The following is a 14,397-nucleotide window of genomic DNA, read 5'->3' as shown; positions in this document are numbered from 1 at the left end:
AGGTCACGTCAATGGGTACTGTCCGAAATTTTCGATAGGACAAGGTCACAACCGAGTCACGAAGAGCCGTCCGCGCCCGGGGGGTTGACAGCCCTTCGGGGTGCTCATAGCTTCAGCCTTCTGAATCGTTTCAGACCGAAGCTGTTCAGGCGTTGTTCCTTCCGATTGCCAGAACCGATGTCACAGGAGCCCCGAAGTGACCGAGCTCGCCGCGGTGAAGGCCGCTCTCAAGACCCAGGCAGTAGAGACGCCGTCATGGGCGTACGGGAACTCGGGAACCCGCTTCAAGGTGTTCGCGCAGCCCGGAGTGCCGCGCGACCCCTTCGAGAAGCTCGACGACGCCGCGAAGGTGCACGAGTTCACCGGGGCCGCCCCGACCGTGGCGCTGCACATCCCCTGGGACCGGGTCGAGGACTACACGGCTCTCGCCAAGCACGCCGAGGAGCGCGGCGTGAAGCTGGGGGCGATCAACTCCAACACCTTCCAGGACGACGACTACCGGCTCGGCAGCGTCTGCCACCCGGACGCGGCCGTGCGCCGCAAGGCCGTGGACCATCTGCTCGACTGCGTCGACATCATGGACGCCACCGGGTCCAAGGACCTGAAGCTGTGGTTCGCGGACGGCACGAACTATCCCGGCCAGGACGACATCCGCGAGCGCCAGGACCGGCTCGCCGAAGGCCTGGCCCGGGTGTACGAGCGCCTCGGGGACGACCAGCGGATGCTCCTGGAGTACAAGTTCTTCGAGCCGGCCTTCTACGCGACCGACGTGCCGGACTGGGGCACCGCGTACGCGCACTGCCTCAAGCTCGGGCCCAAGGCGCAGGTCGTCGTCGACACCGGCCACCACGCGCCCGGCACCAACATCGAGTTCATCGTCGCGACGCTGCTGCGCGAGGGGAAGCTCGGCGCGTTCGACTTCAACTCGCGGTTCTACGCCGACGACGACCTGATGGTGGGCGCGGCCGACCCCTTCCAGCTCTTCCGGATCATGTACGAGGTCATCCGCGGCGGCGGCTTCACCCCGGACGTGGCGTTCATGCTCGACCAGTGCCACAACATCGAGGCGAAGATCCCCGCGATCATCCGCTCGGTGATGAACGTGCAGGAGGCCACCGCGAAGGCACTCCTCGTGGACCGCGAGGCCCTGACGGCCGCACAGCGCTCGGGTGACGTCCTCGCCGCGAACGCCGTGGTCATGGACGCGTACAACACGGACGTGCGGCCGCTGGTGGCCGAGGTCCGCCAGGAACTGGGCCTGGACCCCGACCCCATCGCCGCCTACCACGCCTCCGGCTGGGCAGCGCGCATCGCCGAGGAGCGCGTCGGCGGACAGCAGGCCGGCTGGGGCGCCTGATCAGGCGCCCCGAACCTCCCGCCCAGCGAACGGGCCACCGCACCGCGGCGTGAGTCCGGACGGCCGCCCCCGCCGCCCGGCCGCCCGCTCCCGGGCACCGCGGTCCCGCGCCCCGCTCAAGCCGACGCAGACGCAGACACTCTCTTCAAAGGACCCAGGACATGGCACCCCACCCCGAAGCCGCCGACCTCCTCGCCCGTTCCCACCGGCTCGGCGCCGACCCGCGCAACACCAACTACGCGGGCGGCAACACCTCCGCCAAGGGCACCGGCACCGACCCCGTGACCGGCGGCGACCTCGACCTGATGTGGGTCAAGGGATCGGGCGGCGACCTCGGCACGCTGACCGGGCCGGGACTGGCCGTACTGCGGCTGGACCGCCTCCGGGCGCTCAAGGACGTGTACCCGGGCGTCGAGCGCGAGGACGAGATGGTCGCCGCGTTCGACTACTGCCTGCACGGCAAGGGCGGGGCCGCCCCCTCGATCGACACCGCCATGCACGGACTCGTCGACGCGGCGCACGTCGACCATCTGCACCCCGACTCCGGCATCGCGCTGGCCTGCGCGGCCGACGGCGAGAAACTGACCGCCGAGTGCTTCGGCGACACCGTCGTCTGGGTGCCCTGGCGCCGCCCCGGCTTCCAACTCGGCCTCGACATCGCCGCCGTCAAGGCCGCCAACCCGCGGGCGATCGGCTGCGTCCTCGGCGGGCACGGCATCACCGCGTGGGGCGACACCTCCGAGGAGTGCGAGCGCAACTCGCTGCACATCATCCGCACCGCCGAGGCCTTCCTCGCCGAACGCGGCAGGCCCGAGCCCTTCGGCCCCGCCGTCGAGGGGTACGGGGCGCTCGCCCCCGCCGAGCGCCGGGACCGGGCCGCGGCGCTCGCGCCCGTGATCAGGTCGCTGGCCTCCCAGGACCGCCCGCAGGTCGGCCACTACACCGACTCCGACGTCGTCCTCGACTTCCTCGCGAGCGCCGAGCACCCGCGCCTCGCCGCCCTCGGCACCTCCTGCCCCGACCACTTCCTGCGCACCAAGGTCCGGCCGCTGGTCCTGGACCTGCCGCCGGCCGCGCCCCTCGACGAGGCGGTGGCCCGCCTGAAGGAGCTGCACACGGAGTACCGCGCCGAGTACGCGGCCTACTACGGGCGGCACGCCGACGCCGACTCCCCCGCGATGCGCGGCGCGGACCCCGCCGTCGTGCTCGTCCCCGGGGTCGGCATGTTCAGCTTCGGCAAGGACAAGCAGACCGCCCGCGTGGCCGGCGAGTTCTACGTCAACGCGATCAACGTGATGCGCGGGGCCGAGGCGGTCTCCACCTACGCGCCCATCGAGGAGTCCGAGAAGTTCCGCATCGAGTACTGGGCCCTCGAGGAGGCCAAGCTGCGCCGGATGCCCGCGCCCAAGCCGCTGGCCACCCGGGTGGCACTGGTGACGGGCGCCGGCAGCGGCATCGGCCGGGCCATCGCCGAACGGCTGGTCGCCGAGGGCGCCTGCGTCGTGGTCGCCGACCTGAACGCGCACAACGCGGCCGAGGTCGCCGCCGCGCTGGGCGGGCCCGACAGGGCGGTCGCCGTCACCGCCGACGTGACCTCCGAGGAGCAGATCACCGAGGCGTTCAAGGACGCGGTGCTCGCCTTCGGCGGCGTCGACCTCGTCGTGAACAACGCCGGCATCTCCATCTCCAAGCCCCTCCTGGAGACCACCGCCGCGGACTGGGACCTCCAGCACGACATCATGGCGCGCGGCTCCTTCCTCGTCTCGCGCGAGGCGGCCCGCGTGATGATCGCGCAGGGCCTGGGCGGCGACGTCGTCTACATCGCGTCCAAGAACGCCGTGTTCGCCGGCCCCAACAACATCGCGTACTCGGCGACCAAGGCCGACCAGGCCCACCAGGTGCGGCTGCTCGCGGCCGAGCTGGGCGAGCACGGCATCCGGGTCAACGGCGTCAACCCCGACGGGGTCGTGCGCGGCTCGGGCATCTTCGCCGGCGGCTGGGGCGCCCAGCGGGCGGCCACGTACGGCATCGAGGAGGAGAAGCTCGGCGAGTTCTACGCCCAGCGGACCATCCTCAAGCGCGAGGTGCTGCCCGAGCACGTGGCGAACGCCGTCTTCGCCCTGACGGGCGGCGACCTGACGCACACCACCGGACTGCACGTCCCGGTCGACGCCGGCGTCGCCGCCGCGTTCCTGCGGTGACGAGGATGACCGCAGCGAAGTCGTACGCCGCGGTCGACCTCGGCGCGTCCAGCGGGCGCGTCATGGTCGGCCGCGTGGGCCCCGGCACGCTGGAGCTGACCGAGGCGCACCGATTCCCCAACCGGCCGGTGCGGGTGCCCGAGGGACTGCGCTGGGACATCCTCGCCCTGTACGGAGGAGTCCTCGACGGGCTGCGCGCCGCCGGGCAGGTCGACTCCGTCGGCATCGACAGCTGGGCCGTGGACTACGGCCTCCTCGACGCCGACGGGGCGCTCCTCGGCAACCCGGTCCACTACCGGGACACCCGCACCGAGGGCGTCGCGGAGAAGGTGTGGGCCACCGTGCCCGCCGCCGACCTGTACGCGGCGACCGGACTCCAGTACGCCCCCTTCAACACCCTGTACCAACTGGTGGCGGCCCGCGCCACGTCCCAACTGGCCGACGCCGAGTGCCTGCTGCTCATCCCCGACCTGCTGACCTACTGGCTCACGGGCGAGCGGGGCACGGAACTCACCAACGCCTCCACCACCCAGCTCGTCGACCCGCGCACCCGCGACTGGTCGTACGACATCGCCGCGCGCCTCGGCGTCGACCTGGACCTCTTCCCACCGCTGCGGCGGCCCGGCGATCCGGCCGGCCTGCTCCGGGGGCCGGTGCTGGAGGAGACGGGACTGACCGGACCGGTGCCGGTGACGACGGTCGGCTCGCACGACACGGCGTCGGCCGTCGCGGCCGTGCCCGCCACCGGCGAGCGCTTCGCCTACATCTGCACCGGCACCTGGTCCCTGGCCGGCCTCGAACTGGACGCCCCCGTCCTCGGCGAGGCGAGCCGCGCGGCCAACTTCACCAACGAACTCGGCCTCGACAACACCGTCCGCTACCTGCGGAACATCATGGGCCTGTGGCTGCTCCAGGAGTGCCTGCGGGAATGGGGCGGCCCCGACCTGCCCGCGCTGCTGCGCGAGGCCGCCGGGGTCGCGCCGCTCAGGTCCGTGGTCGACGCGGGCGACGCCGCGTTCCTCGCCCCGGGCCGGATGCCGGCCCGGATCGCCGAGGCCTGCCGCGCGTCCGGCCAACCCGTACCCGGATCACGCGCCGAAACCACCCGCTGCATCCTCGACTCGCTCGCGCTGGCCCACCGCCGCGCGGTCCGCGAGGCCCAGGAACTGGCCGACCATCCGGTGGACGTGGTGCACATCGTCGGCGGCGGCACCCGCAACGAACTGCTCTGCCAACTCACCGCCGACGCCTGCGGCCTGCCCGTCGTGGCCGGCCCCGCGGAGGCCGCGGCCCTGGGCAACGTCCTCGTGCAGGCACGGGCGCAGGGCGCGGTCGGCGACCGCGCGGCGATGCGGCGCCTGCTGGCCGCGACCCAGCCCCTGCGGCGGTACGAGCCGCGCGGCGACAGCGCCGCGTGGCAGGCCGCCGAGGCGAGACTCGCCGGCCGGTGAGACACCGCACCCCGCCCGGCGGGCGCGCGACGTCTCCCCCGGCGCGTGCCCGCCGCGTACCCTGCACTCATCCGATGATCGACCCCGAGGAGCTGCGATGCGAGTCGCTCTGTTCCTGACCTGCGTCAATGACACGCTCTATCCGGACACCGGCCGTGCCGTCGTGAAACTGCTGACCAGGCTGGGTGTCGACGTCGACTTCCCGATGGCGCAGACCTGCTGCGGGCAGGCGCACTACAACACGGGGTACCGCCACGAGGCGGAGCCGATGGCCCGTCACTTCTCCGATGTCTTCGGCGGCTACGAGGCCATCGTGACACCGTCCGGCTCCTGCGGGGCCATGGTGCGCGAGCTGTATCCGCGGATGGGCGAGCGGGCCCGCGCCGAGGGCCGCGGCGACACCCTCGCGGCCACCCTCGCGCCGGTCGTGCCCAAGACGTACGAACTCACCGAGTTCCTCGTGGACGTGCTCGGCGTGACGGACGTGGGCGCCTACTACCCGCACACCGTCACCTACCACCCCACCTGCCACGGCCTGCGCAGCCTCGGGCTGGGCGAGCGACCCACCCGGCTCCTGCGCGCGGTCGAGGGACTCGAACTCAGGGAACTGCCCGGCGCCGACGAGTGCTGCGGCTTCGGCGGCACCTTCGCCCTGAAGAACTCCGACGTGTCGGCGGCGATGGGGACCGACAAGGTGCGCAACGCCGAGTCGACGGGCGCCGAGGTGCTGTGCGCCGCCGACAACTCCTGCCTCATGCACATCGGCGGCACCATGACGCGGCTCAGCACGGGCATGCGCCCCGTGCACATCGCGGAGATCCTGGCGAGCACGAAAGAGGAGCCCCTGGCATGAGCGGGACCACCACCGGAGCGGAGCCGACCCCATGAGCGGGACGTTCGTCGGCATGCCGGCCTTCCCGAAGGCCGCGCACGAGGCCGTCCAGGACCTGACGCTGCGCGGCAATCTGCGCCACGCCACGCACACCATCCGCGCCAAGCGCGCCGCCGCGGTCGCGGAGGTGTCCGACTGGGCCTTGCTGCGCGAGGCGGGCAAGCAGATCAAGGACCACACGCTCCGCCACCTGGACCGCTACCTCGTACAGGTGGAGGAGTCGGTCACGGCGGCCGGCGGCACCGTGCACTGGGCCGCCGACGCGGACGAGGCCAACCGGATCGTCACGGACCTCGTACGCGCGACCGGGGAGAGCGAGGTCGTCAAGGTCAAGTCGATGGCCACCCAGGAGATCGGGCTCAACGAGGCCCTGGAGGCCGAGGGCATCCACGCCTACGAGACGGACCTCGCCGAACTCATCGTGCAGTTGGGCAAGGACCGCCCCTCCCACATCCTGGTGCCCGCCATCCACCGCAACCGCGGCGAGATCCGCGACATCTTCGCCCGCGAGATGGGCGCATGGGGCCGCCCGGCCCCCGACGGCCTCACCGACACACCCGCCGAACTCGCCGAGGCCGCACGGCTGCACCTGCGCGAGAAGTTCCTGCGCGCCAAGGTCGGCGTCTCCGGCGCCAACTTCATCGTCGCCGAGACCGGCACGCTCGTCGTCGTCGAGTCGGAGGGCAACGGCCGCATGTGCCTGACCCTCCCCGAGACGCTGATCTCCGTCGTCGGCATCGAGAAGATCGTGCCGACCTGGCGGGACCTGGAGGTGTTCCTCCAGACCCTGCCCCGCTCGTCCACGGCCGAGCGCATGAACCCGTACACCTCCACCTGGACCGGTACGACGGACGGGGACGGCCCGCGGGACTTCCACCTCGTGCTCCTCGACAACGGCCGCACCGACACTCTCGCCGACGACGTCGGCAGGCAGGCCCTGCGCTGCATCCGCTGCTCCGCCTGCCTCAACGTCTGCCCGGTCTACGAACGGGCCGGCGGACACGCGTACGGCTCGGTCTACCCGGGACCGATCGGCGCCATCCTGAGCCCCCAACTGCGCGGCACCCAGAGCGAGATCGACGCCTCACTGCCGTACGCCTCCTCGCTGTGCGGCGCCTGCTACGACGTCTGCCCGGTGGCCATCGACATCCCCGAGGTGCTCGTGCACCTGCGGGAACGGATCGTCCAGGGCGGCCCGGTGACCCACGAGGGCACGAAGGTCGTCCTCAAGCCTGCCAAGGGCCACGCGGCCGAGCGGGCCGCCATGCGGGCCGCCCGCTGGACCTTCGGCCACCCGGGCGCCCTGCGCACCGGACAGCGCCTCGCGTCCCGGACCCGCCGCTTCCATCCGCGGACCCTGCCCGGCCCCGGACGCGCCTGGAGCGGCACCCGCGACCTGCCGCAGGTACCCGCGGAAAGCTTCCGGGACTGGTGGCGGCGCACCGGGGGCGACGAGAACGGCCCGCGACCGGGCACCGCGGACGGCCCGGCCAAGGAGACCAAGTGAGCAGCAGGGAACTGATCCTGGCCCGGGTACGGCGCGCGCTCGCCGACGCTCCGGCCGACGACACACCGTACGAGCGGGCCGTGGAGCGCGGATACCTGCGCGAGCACGGACGGCGCACGGCCGAGGAGAGCGCGGACCTGCTGGCCGAGAACCTGGCCGACTACCGGGCCCTCGTGCACCGCTGCACCCGGGAGGAGCTGCCGGACCTGCTCGCCCGGCTGCTCGCGGAGCGGGGCTCGCGGTCGGTCGTGGTCCCGCCCGGCCTGCCCGCGGACTGGCTGTCGGCCGTCGACGCCACCCGCGTGCCGGACCTCGCCACCAGCACAGCGGCCGAGCTGGACCGCGTCGACAGCGTGGTCACCGCGTGCGCGGTGGCCGTCGCGGAGACCGGGACCGTCGTCCTCGACGGCGGCCCGGACCAGGGCCGCCGCCGCGTGACCCTGGTCCCGGACCACCACGTCGTCGTCGTACGCGTACCCGAGCAGGTGGTCGCCTCCGTCCCGCAGGCCCTGGAGCGCCTCGATCCGGCCCGCCCGCTGACCTGGATCTCGGGCCCCTCGGCCACCAGCGACATCGAACTGGACCGGGTCGAGGGGGTGCACGGTCCGCGCACCCTGGAGGTGGTCCTGGTGAGCGGCCACTGACCCCCGCGGTTAGCGTGAGGACATGATCCGGTTCGAGCAGGTCACCAAGCGCTACCCGGACGGTACGACCGCCGTGGACGACCTCTCGTTCGAGGTGTCCGAGGGCGAACTCGTGACGCTCGTCGGCCCGTCCGGCTGCGGCAAGACGACGACCATGATGATGGTCAACCGGCTCATCGAGCCGACGTCGGGACGGATCCTCGTCGGCGGCGAGGACATCGCCGCGGTCGACCCCGTACGGCTGCGCCGGCGGATCGGGTACGTCATCCAGCAGGTGGGCCTGTTCCCGCACCGGACGGTCCTCGACAACACGGCGACCGTGCCGACCCTCGTGGGCTGGAAGCGGGCGAAGGCCCGGGCGCGTGCCGCCGAACTCCTCGACCTGGTGGGACTGGACCCGAAGACGTTCGGCTCGCGCTACCCGGACCAGTTGTCGGGCGGCCAGCGCCAGCGCGTCGGCGTGGCCCGGGCCCTCGCCGCCGATCCGCCCGTCCTGCTGATGGACGAGCCGTTCGGGGCCGTCGACCCGGTGGTGCGGGAGCAGTTGCAGGACGAGTTCCTGCGGATGCAGGCCGCGGTGCGCAAGACGGTGCTGCTCGTCACGCACGACATCGAGGAGGCCGTACGCCTCGGCGACCGCATCGCGGTGTACGGGCAGGGGCGCATCGAGCAGTTCGACACCCCGGGAGCGGTGCTGGGCAGCCCCGCGACCCCGTACGTCGCCGAGTTCGTCGGCGCCGACCGGGGCCTCAAGCGGCTGTCGGTGACGCAGATCGAGCCCGCCGACCTGGAGCAGCCGCCGGTCGCACGCGTCGACGAACCGGCCGGGCGGGCGGCCGACCGGCTGCGCGCGGACGGCGCGCGCTGGGCGGTCGTCCTGGACGCCGGGGGCGACCTGCACGGCTGGGTCGGCGTCGGCGAGCTCGGCGCGGGCGGAACGGTCGGCGAACTCGCCCACCGGATGAGCTCCTGGGTGCCGGTCGGCGCCCCGCTCAAGCAGGCGTTCGGCGTGATGCTCCAGCACGACGCGGGCTGGGTGGCCGTACCGGACGGGGCGCGGTTCCTGGGCGTGCTGACGCCGGCGAAGCTCCACGAGGCGCTGCGGCGCTCGGTGGACGCGGACGCGCGCGGCGTGCCGCGCGACCAGGTGGCGTTCGACTCGGTGGCGGACGCCTGAGCCGGTGGCCGGTGGGACTCCTCACCGCCGTGCGCCGGACGGCCGCTCCAGCAGTCCCTCGTCCTTCAGATAGGTGCGGGCGACGTCCTCCGGCAGCCGCCGCCAGCTGTCCACCTGCCGGTTCATGGACGCCAGGTCCGCCGTGGTGAGGACCTTGTTGAGTGCGTCCAGGGCGGTGGCGACGCGCTCGCTCCCGGCGCGGGAGCGGTTGACCACCGGCACGATGTGGTCGGCGTTCTGGAGGTGGCGGTCGTCGGCCAGCAGGACGAGGCCGAACTCGTCGAGGGTGGCGTCGGTCGTGGTCGTCAGCAGCATCTGGTCCCGGCCGCTCTGCACGGCCAGTTTCGCCTGCGTGGTGCCGACCCCCTTCGGGTCGACGGCGGTGATGTCGATGCCGTACGTCCTGCGCAGCCCCGGCTCGCAGTAGGGCCGCCGCACGCACTCGTCCCCCGCGGCCAGCCGTACGGGCAGCCCGGAGCGCCCCAGGTCGCTGAGCGTCCGCAGGCGGTGCTTCCGGGCGTACGCGGCGGTCACCGCGAAGGCGTTCTGGTCCACCGCCCTGCCGGGGTCGAGGACCACGAGGCCCCGCGGCGCGGCCAGTTCACGCAGCGCCCGCATCGTGATGTCCAGGTCGGGCGAGCCGACCGGGGGCGCGTCCGGCCCGTCGGCCTTGGCGTTGAGCCAGTCCGCGAAGGTGGCCGCGTACTCGGGCACGACGTCGATCTGCCCGGACTCCAGCGCGGGTTCGTACAGTTCGCGGTTGGCGACGGTGAGCATCGACGTGCGGTACCCGGCCCGCTCCAGCAGCAGCGCGTACATCGTGGCCAGCAGGTCGCTCTCGGTGAAGCCCGCCGAGCCGACCGTCAGATGCCTGCTGTCGCCGGGCGGCGCCGTGACGTCGCCGCGGTTCTCCAGCGAGGGACCGGACGCGCAGCCGGTCAGCAGGAGCAGTCCCGCGAAGGCGGCCCGGCGCCTCATCGGGAGCCCCGTACGGGCGCCAGCCGCTCGACGGTCTCGAACACCGCTTCGACCAGCAGCGCGAACACGGCCACGAGGACGGCTCCGGCGACGACCTGCGGCGTACTGGCCAGGTTGAAACCGGCGGTGATGATCCGTCCGAGGCCGCCGCCGCCCGCGAGCGCCGCGATGGTGGCGGTGGCGACGAGCTGGACGGCCGCGATCCGCACTCCGTTGAGGATCATCGGCATGGCCAGCGGCACCTCGACCCTGCGCAGCAGTTGGGGTCCGGTCATGCCCATCCCGCGCGCCGCCCGCACGACGTCGCGGTCGACCTCGCGCATTCCGACGTACGCGTTGGTGAGCAGCGGGGGTACGGCGAACAGCACGAGGGCGACGATCGTCGGGCCCTCGCCCCAGTCGCCGACCGGGGTGAGGAGCAGCAGGACGAGGACGGCGAAGGTGGGGACCGCGCGGCCGACGTTGGAGATGTTGACGGCGAGTGCTCCGCCCCTTCCGAGGTGGCCGAGGACGAGGGCGACCGGCAGAGCGACGAGGCAGCTCGCGACGAGGCAGACCGCGGTCAGTACGAGGTGCTGGACGAGGCGGTGCCGGATGCCGTCGGCGCCCGCCCAGTTCGCCGGGTCGGTGAGCCAGTCCCAGGCCCCGGTCACCGTGTTCACCGCCGGGCCGCCCTGGTCCACGGCGTGATCAGCCACTGCACGCCGAGCAGCAGCAGGTCGGCCGCCACGGCGATGACCACGCACAGCACGGACGCGGTGAGGACCTGCGCCTTGAAGTAGGTGTTCATTCCCGCGTAGATGAGGTTGCCGAGCCCTCCGAAGCCGACGATCGCGCCGACCGTGGCCAGGGAGACCGCCGAGACGGTGGCGATCCTGAGCCCGGCCATGGAGGAGGGCAGCGCCAGCGGCAGTTCCACGGTGAGCAGCAGGCGCACGGGCCCGTACCCCATGCCGCGGGCGGCCTGCCTGGTCTCCTCGGGCACGGCCCGCAGGCCCGCGAGGACGTTCCGTACGAGCAGGGTCAGCGAGTACAGCACGAGGCCCGCGACGACCAGGGCGGACGAGAGCCCGTACACCGGCAGGAGCAGCGAGAACATGGCGAGCGAGGGGATCGTGTAGAGCACCGTCGTCACCGCGAGGACCGGGCCCGCCGCCCAGCCCCAGCGGCGCGCGAGCACGGCGAGCGGCACGGCGAGGAGCACCGCGACCAGGACGGCGAGCAGGGTGATCCGGAGGTGCTGGGCGACCGCGTCGAGGAGGATCTCGCGGCGGGAGGAGAGGTAGTCGCCGCAGATCCACTCGTTGCGGGCGAGGCAGTCGTCCGGGGGCGCGGTCACCGCTCCATTCCAGCGGGCGGGGCGGCCCGCGTCGCGTCCTGATGACCCGTACGGGGATTTGAACGGGGCCCGCGCACGCCGCGTACTCCAGGGACAGCGGGTCCCTCCCGCCCGCCGCGCAAGGAGGAACCCGGCTCATGACCGCACACCGCACCGCCGCCCTTATCGCGACGGCTCCGCTTCTGCTCACCGTGTGGTCGGCGGGTCCCGCCGCCGCGCACGGGGCGCCGACGGATCCCGTCAGCCGGGCGGCGGCCTGCGCCCCCGGCGGTTCACAGGCGGGCACGGCCGCCTGCCGGGCGGCCGCCGCCTCCGGTGTCGCGGCCTTCGACAACCTGCGGCGTGCGGGCGTCGGCGGCCGGGACCGGCAGGTCGTCCCGGACGGCAAGCTGTGCAGCGGCGGCCTCCCCGCCTACCGGGGCCTGGACCTCGCGCGTTCCGACTGGCCCTCGACCCGGTTGACGGCGGGAGCCGGGATGACGCTCACGTACCGGTCGACGATTCCGCACAAGGGCACGTTCAAGCTGTTCCTGACGAAACCCGGCTACAACCCCGCCAAGCCCCTGACCTGGTCCGACCTGCCGTCGCAGCCGTTCGCCACGGCCACCGACCCGGCGCTCGTCAACGGCGCCTACCGCATCGCGACCAAGCTGCCGTCGGACCGGACGGGGCGGCACGTCATCTACACGATCTGGCAGAACACGAGCACACCGGACACGTACTACTCGTGCTCGGACGTGGTGCTGGCCGGGTCGAAGGGGAGCAGCGGGAGCAGCGGGAGCGGCGCGTCGGGCACCAAGGGCACGGGCGGCAAGAAGCCCTCGGCCTCGCCGACCAAGGCGGCGCCTTCGTCGAAGGCCCCCGCCTCCCCCACGCCGTCCGCGTCACCGTCGGAGGCCACCGGCGCGGCGGCGGAGCCGTCGGACGCGGCGACCAGCGCGCTCGCCGAGCCCGTCTCGGCCGCCTCGGGCACCGGGAGCCGGACTCCGGCGCTGCCGCTGGTCGTGGGCGGGGCCCTCGGACTGGTGCTCACGGCGGGCGCCGCGTTCACCCTGCGGCGGAGGCGCTGACGGCGAGCACGGGCGCCTCGGCCGCGGGCGGAAGCGGGGGCGCCCGGTGCCTCCGGTGTGATCGCCGGTGAACCCCACTGATAGCCTGCATGTCCTTTGGTTATGAAAAGTGACCGTCTCATGGGGGATGTACGTGCGCACCTGGCGGAGTTGTCTGGAAGCGGCCGGGGTGACGCGGGGCGCTCTGCGGGACGACTTCGACTCGGCGGCCCGCTACATGCGCCGCCGGGAGCCGGCCGGCTACCTCGCGGTGCGGATGCTCGTGCCGGCCGCCCACCAGCCGTTCGTCCTGTCCGGGTACGCCTTCGCCTCGTACACCGACGACGTCTGCGACCGGGGCACGGTAGCCGAACGCACCCGGCGCTTCGACGCCTGGGCCGACCAGGTGCGCACGGCCCTGGGCGCGGGGCACGCGCCGGGGCCGGAGGACGAGGGCCGGGCACTCCTGCGCGCCTTCCTGCACACCGCCTCGGTCCGTGAACTGCCGCGCCGGTGGGTCGACTCGTACCTGGACGGCGCCCGGATCGACCTCGACTTCACCGGGTTCGACACCGAGGCGGACTACCAGCGGTACGTGGAGAAGCTCACCTGGCCGTTCCTGATGATCACCACAGGTCTGGCCCACCAGGGCGGCGGCAGCCCGGAGTTCGCCGCCGCCTGCCGGGTGTTCGCCGACGCCGCCCAGCGCACCGACATCCTCACCGACCTGTCGGAGGACCTGCGGGGCGGGCGCCTCTACCTGCCCGCCGGAGACCTGGAGCGGCACGGCGTCACACGCGCCGACCTGGAGTCGGGACGCGACGTGCCGGCGGTCCGCTCGCTGGTGTCCGCCACCGCCGGGACCGCGCGTGCGACGCTCGACGAGGCGGCCGTGATCCTCGACCACTGCCCCGAGGAGCACCTGCGGCTGACACGCTTCGTCCTGGACCTGCACCACCAGCGACTGGCGTCGGTGTCGGCACGGGGCGCCTCGGTGGCCCGCCGTCCGGTACGGGACCGTCCGGTGGCGTGCCTGCGCCTGCTGGCCCGCCGGCCGGCCCGGCGGGGAGCCTCCTCGAACCACTGAGGACCCGGGCGTCCGGCGGCCCCCGACCGCGCACGGGAAGGGCGGTGCCTAGACGGAGCGCACCTTGGCGACCAGGATCGTGCGGCGCTCCTCCAGACGCTTCATCTCGTGGTCGCCGAGGTTCTCGTCGATGCCGTAGAGCGTCCCCCGCTCGACCTCGATCTCCTCGTCCAGGAGATCGAGGGCCTCCCGGACGTCCCCGTTGAGCTCCAGTGCCGTGACCAGGGTCATGCGGATGGAGCGCGTCCCGCTGTGCCGGTCATGGCCGAAGGCCTGGGACTCCGCGTACAGGGCGCGCAACAGGCGTACTCCTTCTGCCGGTTCCCCGTTCTCGGCGAGGAACCGGGCCAGGCCCGCCCGGCGTTGATGGGTGTGGGGGTGGTCGGAACCCAGTTCCCGGACGCTGTCCTCCACCACGGTCCGCGCGAGGGCGACGGCACCGTCCAGGTCGCCGACCCTGCGGCGGCGCCAGGCGACCGAAGTGCGCCACATCAGGATGTCGGGGTCGTCGGCCCCGAACTCCGCGATCCTTTCGGCCAGTTCCGCCTCGGTCAGTTGCAGCACCTCGGCATGCCGGCCTTCGAGGGTGAGCCAACTGCCCACCCTTGTGCGGGCGGCGACGGTGCCGGGGTGCCACCGGCCCAGCTTCCGGGTGAGGTAGGCGACGTCCTCGTGCACGTCCGGCCAGGATCGCGCCGTCGGCCGGGTCCAGTGC

13 protein-coding genes are annotated in these 14,397 nt (G+C 73.0%); 9 read left to right on the top strand and 4 right to left on the bottom strand.

Going from position 1 to position 14,397, the window contains the following annotated elements; translation table 11 throughout:
• Positions 1 to 196 precede the first annotated feature (196 nt).
• The 7 genes from rhaI to IE265_RS28965 all read left to right on the top strand — a co-directional run bounded on the left by rhaI (position 197) and on the right by IE265_RS28965 (position 9,229).
• Positions 197 to 1,357 (top strand): L-rhamnose isomerase, encoded by a 1,161-nt coding sequence (gene rhaI, locus IE265_RS28995; protein ID WP_190038682.1) that lies wholly within the window; start codon positions 197 to 199, stop codon positions 1,355 to 1,357.
• 161 nt (positions 1,358 to 1,518) lie between these two features.
• A complete protein-coding gene (locus IE265_RS28990; protein WP_190038681.1) occupies positions 1,519 to 3,558 on the top strand; it encodes a bifunctional aldolase/short-chain dehydrogenase in 2,040 nt (679 codons plus the stop codon).
• A 5-nt stretch (positions 3,559 to 3,563) separates the two neighbouring features.
• Positions 3,564 to 5,009 carry a rhamnulokinase gene (locus IE265_RS28985; protein WP_190038680.1) on the top strand — a complete coding sequence of 482 codons (1,446 nt, stop codon included), beginning with the start codon at positions 3,564 to 3,566 and terminating at the stop codon, positions 5,007 to 5,009.
• 97 nt (positions 5,010 to 5,106) lie between these two features.
• Positions 5,107 to 5,862, top strand: a complete 756-nt coding sequence (locus IE265_RS28980; protein ID WP_190038679.1) for a (Fe-S)-binding protein — start codon at positions 5,107 to 5,109, stop codon at positions 5,860 to 5,862.
• Positions 5,863 to 5,893: 31 nt separating this feature from the next.
• Positions 5,894 to 7,408 (top strand): lactate utilization protein B, encoded by a 1,515-nt coding sequence (locus IE265_RS28975; protein WP_190038678.1) that lies wholly within the window; start codon positions 5,894 to 5,896, stop codon positions 7,406 to 7,408.
• Entirely contained in the window at positions 7,405 to 8,052 is a 648-nt protein-coding gene (locus IE265_RS28970) for a LutC/YkgG family protein (protein ID WP_190038677.1), read from the top strand. Before IE265_RS28975 ends, IE265_RS28970 begins: the two co-directional genes overlap by 4 nt.
• Before the next feature lie 22 nt (positions 8,053 to 8,074).
• Positions 8,075 to 9,229 (top strand): ABC transporter ATP-binding protein, encoded by a 1,155-nt coding sequence (locus IE265_RS28965; RefSeq protein WP_190038676.1) that lies wholly within the window; start codon positions 8,075 to 8,077, stop codon positions 9,227 to 9,229.
• Positions 9,230 to 9,250: 21 nt separating this feature from the next.
• Here IE265_RS28965 and IE265_RS28960 read toward each other — a convergent pair whose 3' ends face one another.
• From IE265_RS28960 to IE265_RS28950, 3 genes are read right to left on the bottom strand one after another with little or no spacing between them, the layout of a single operon-like run.
• Positions 9,251 to 10,207: an ABC transporter substrate-binding protein gene (locus tag IE265_RS28960; RefSeq protein WP_190038675.1), complete on the bottom strand. Its 957-nt coding sequence runs from the start codon at positions 10,205 to 10,207 to the stop codon at positions 9,251 to 9,253.
• Positions 10,204 to 10,869, bottom strand: coding sequence for an ABC transporter permease (locus tag IE265_RS28955; RefSeq protein WP_190038727.1), 666 nt, complete (start codon positions 10,867 to 10,869; stop codon positions 10,204 to 10,206). Before IE265_RS28955 ends, IE265_RS28960 begins: the two co-directional genes overlap by 4 nt.
• Positions 10,866 to 11,546, bottom strand: coding sequence for an ABC transporter permease (locus IE265_RS28950; protein ID WP_190038674.1), 681 nt, complete (start codon positions 11,544 to 11,546; stop codon positions 10,866 to 10,868). The genes IE265_RS28955 and IE265_RS28950 overlap by 4 nt, the downstream gene beginning before the upstream one ends.
• A 137-nt stretch (positions 11,547 to 11,683) precedes the next feature.
• On the opposite strand from IE265_RS28950, the gene IE265_RS28945 reads away from it, so the two are divergent.
• Both IE265_RS28945 and IE265_RS28940 read left to right on the top strand, forming a co-directional pair.
• The gene (locus IE265_RS28945; protein WP_190038673.1) at positions 11,684 to 12,616 is read left to right on the top strand and encodes a lytic polysaccharide monooxygenase; all 933 of its coding nucleotides are present in this window, start codon (positions 11,684 to 11,686) and stop codon (positions 12,614 to 12,616) included.
• A gap of 109 nt (positions 12,617 to 12,725) precedes the next feature.
• Positions 12,726 to 13,682, top strand: a complete 957-nt coding sequence (locus IE265_RS28940) for a squalene/phytoene synthase family protein (protein ID WP_190038672.1) — start codon at positions 12,726 to 12,728, stop codon at positions 13,680 to 13,682.
• A gap of 48 nt (positions 13,683 to 13,730) precedes the next feature.
• Here the strand turns inward: IE265_RS28940 and IE265_RS28935 are convergent, their stop codons facing one another.
• Positions 13,731 to 14,360, bottom strand: a complete 630-nt coding sequence (locus IE265_RS28935; protein ID WP_190038671.1) for a tetratricopeptide repeat protein — start codon at positions 14,358 to 14,360, stop codon at positions 13,731 to 13,733.
• Between the last annotated feature and the right edge of the window lie 37 nt (positions 14,361 to 14,397).

This window comes from Streptomyces fructofermentans (assembly GCF_014651055.1).
GTDB classification, from domain to species: Bacteria; Actinomycetota; Actinomycetes; order Streptomycetales; family Streptomycetaceae; genus Streptomyces; species Streptomyces fructofermentans.
Note: the sequence above shows the minus strand (reverse complement) of the source record. Positions and strands in the feature narration are given on the sequence as shown.

Coding starts and splice junctions, on each gene's coding strand:
- IE265_RS28990 (WP_190038681.1), top strand. CDS start 1,519: ATGGCACCCCACCCCGAAGCCGCCGACCTCCTCGCCCGTTCCCACCGG.
- IE265_RS28985 (WP_190038680.1), top strand. CDS start 3,564: ATGACCGCAGCGAAGTCGTACGCCGCGGTCGACCTCGGCGCGTCCAGC.
- IE265_RS28980 (WP_190038679.1), top strand. CDS start 5,107: ATGCGAGTCGCTCTGTTCCTGACCTGCGTCAATGACACGCTCTATCCG.
- IE265_RS28975 (WP_190038678.1), top strand. CDS start 5,894: ATGAGCGGGACGTTCGTCGGCATGCCGGCCTTCCCGAAGGCCGCGCAC.
- IE265_RS28965 (WP_190038676.1), top strand. CDS start 8,075: ATGATCCGGTTCGAGCAGGTCACCAAGCGCTACCCGGACGGTACGACC.
- IE265_RS28960 (WP_190038675.1), bottom strand. CDS start 10,207: ATGAGGCGCCGGGCCGCCTTCGCGGGACTGCTCCTGCTGACCGGCTGC.
- IE265_RS28945 (WP_190038673.1), top strand. CDS start 11,684: ATGACCGCACACCGCACCGCCGCCCTTATCGCGACGGCTCCGCTTCTG.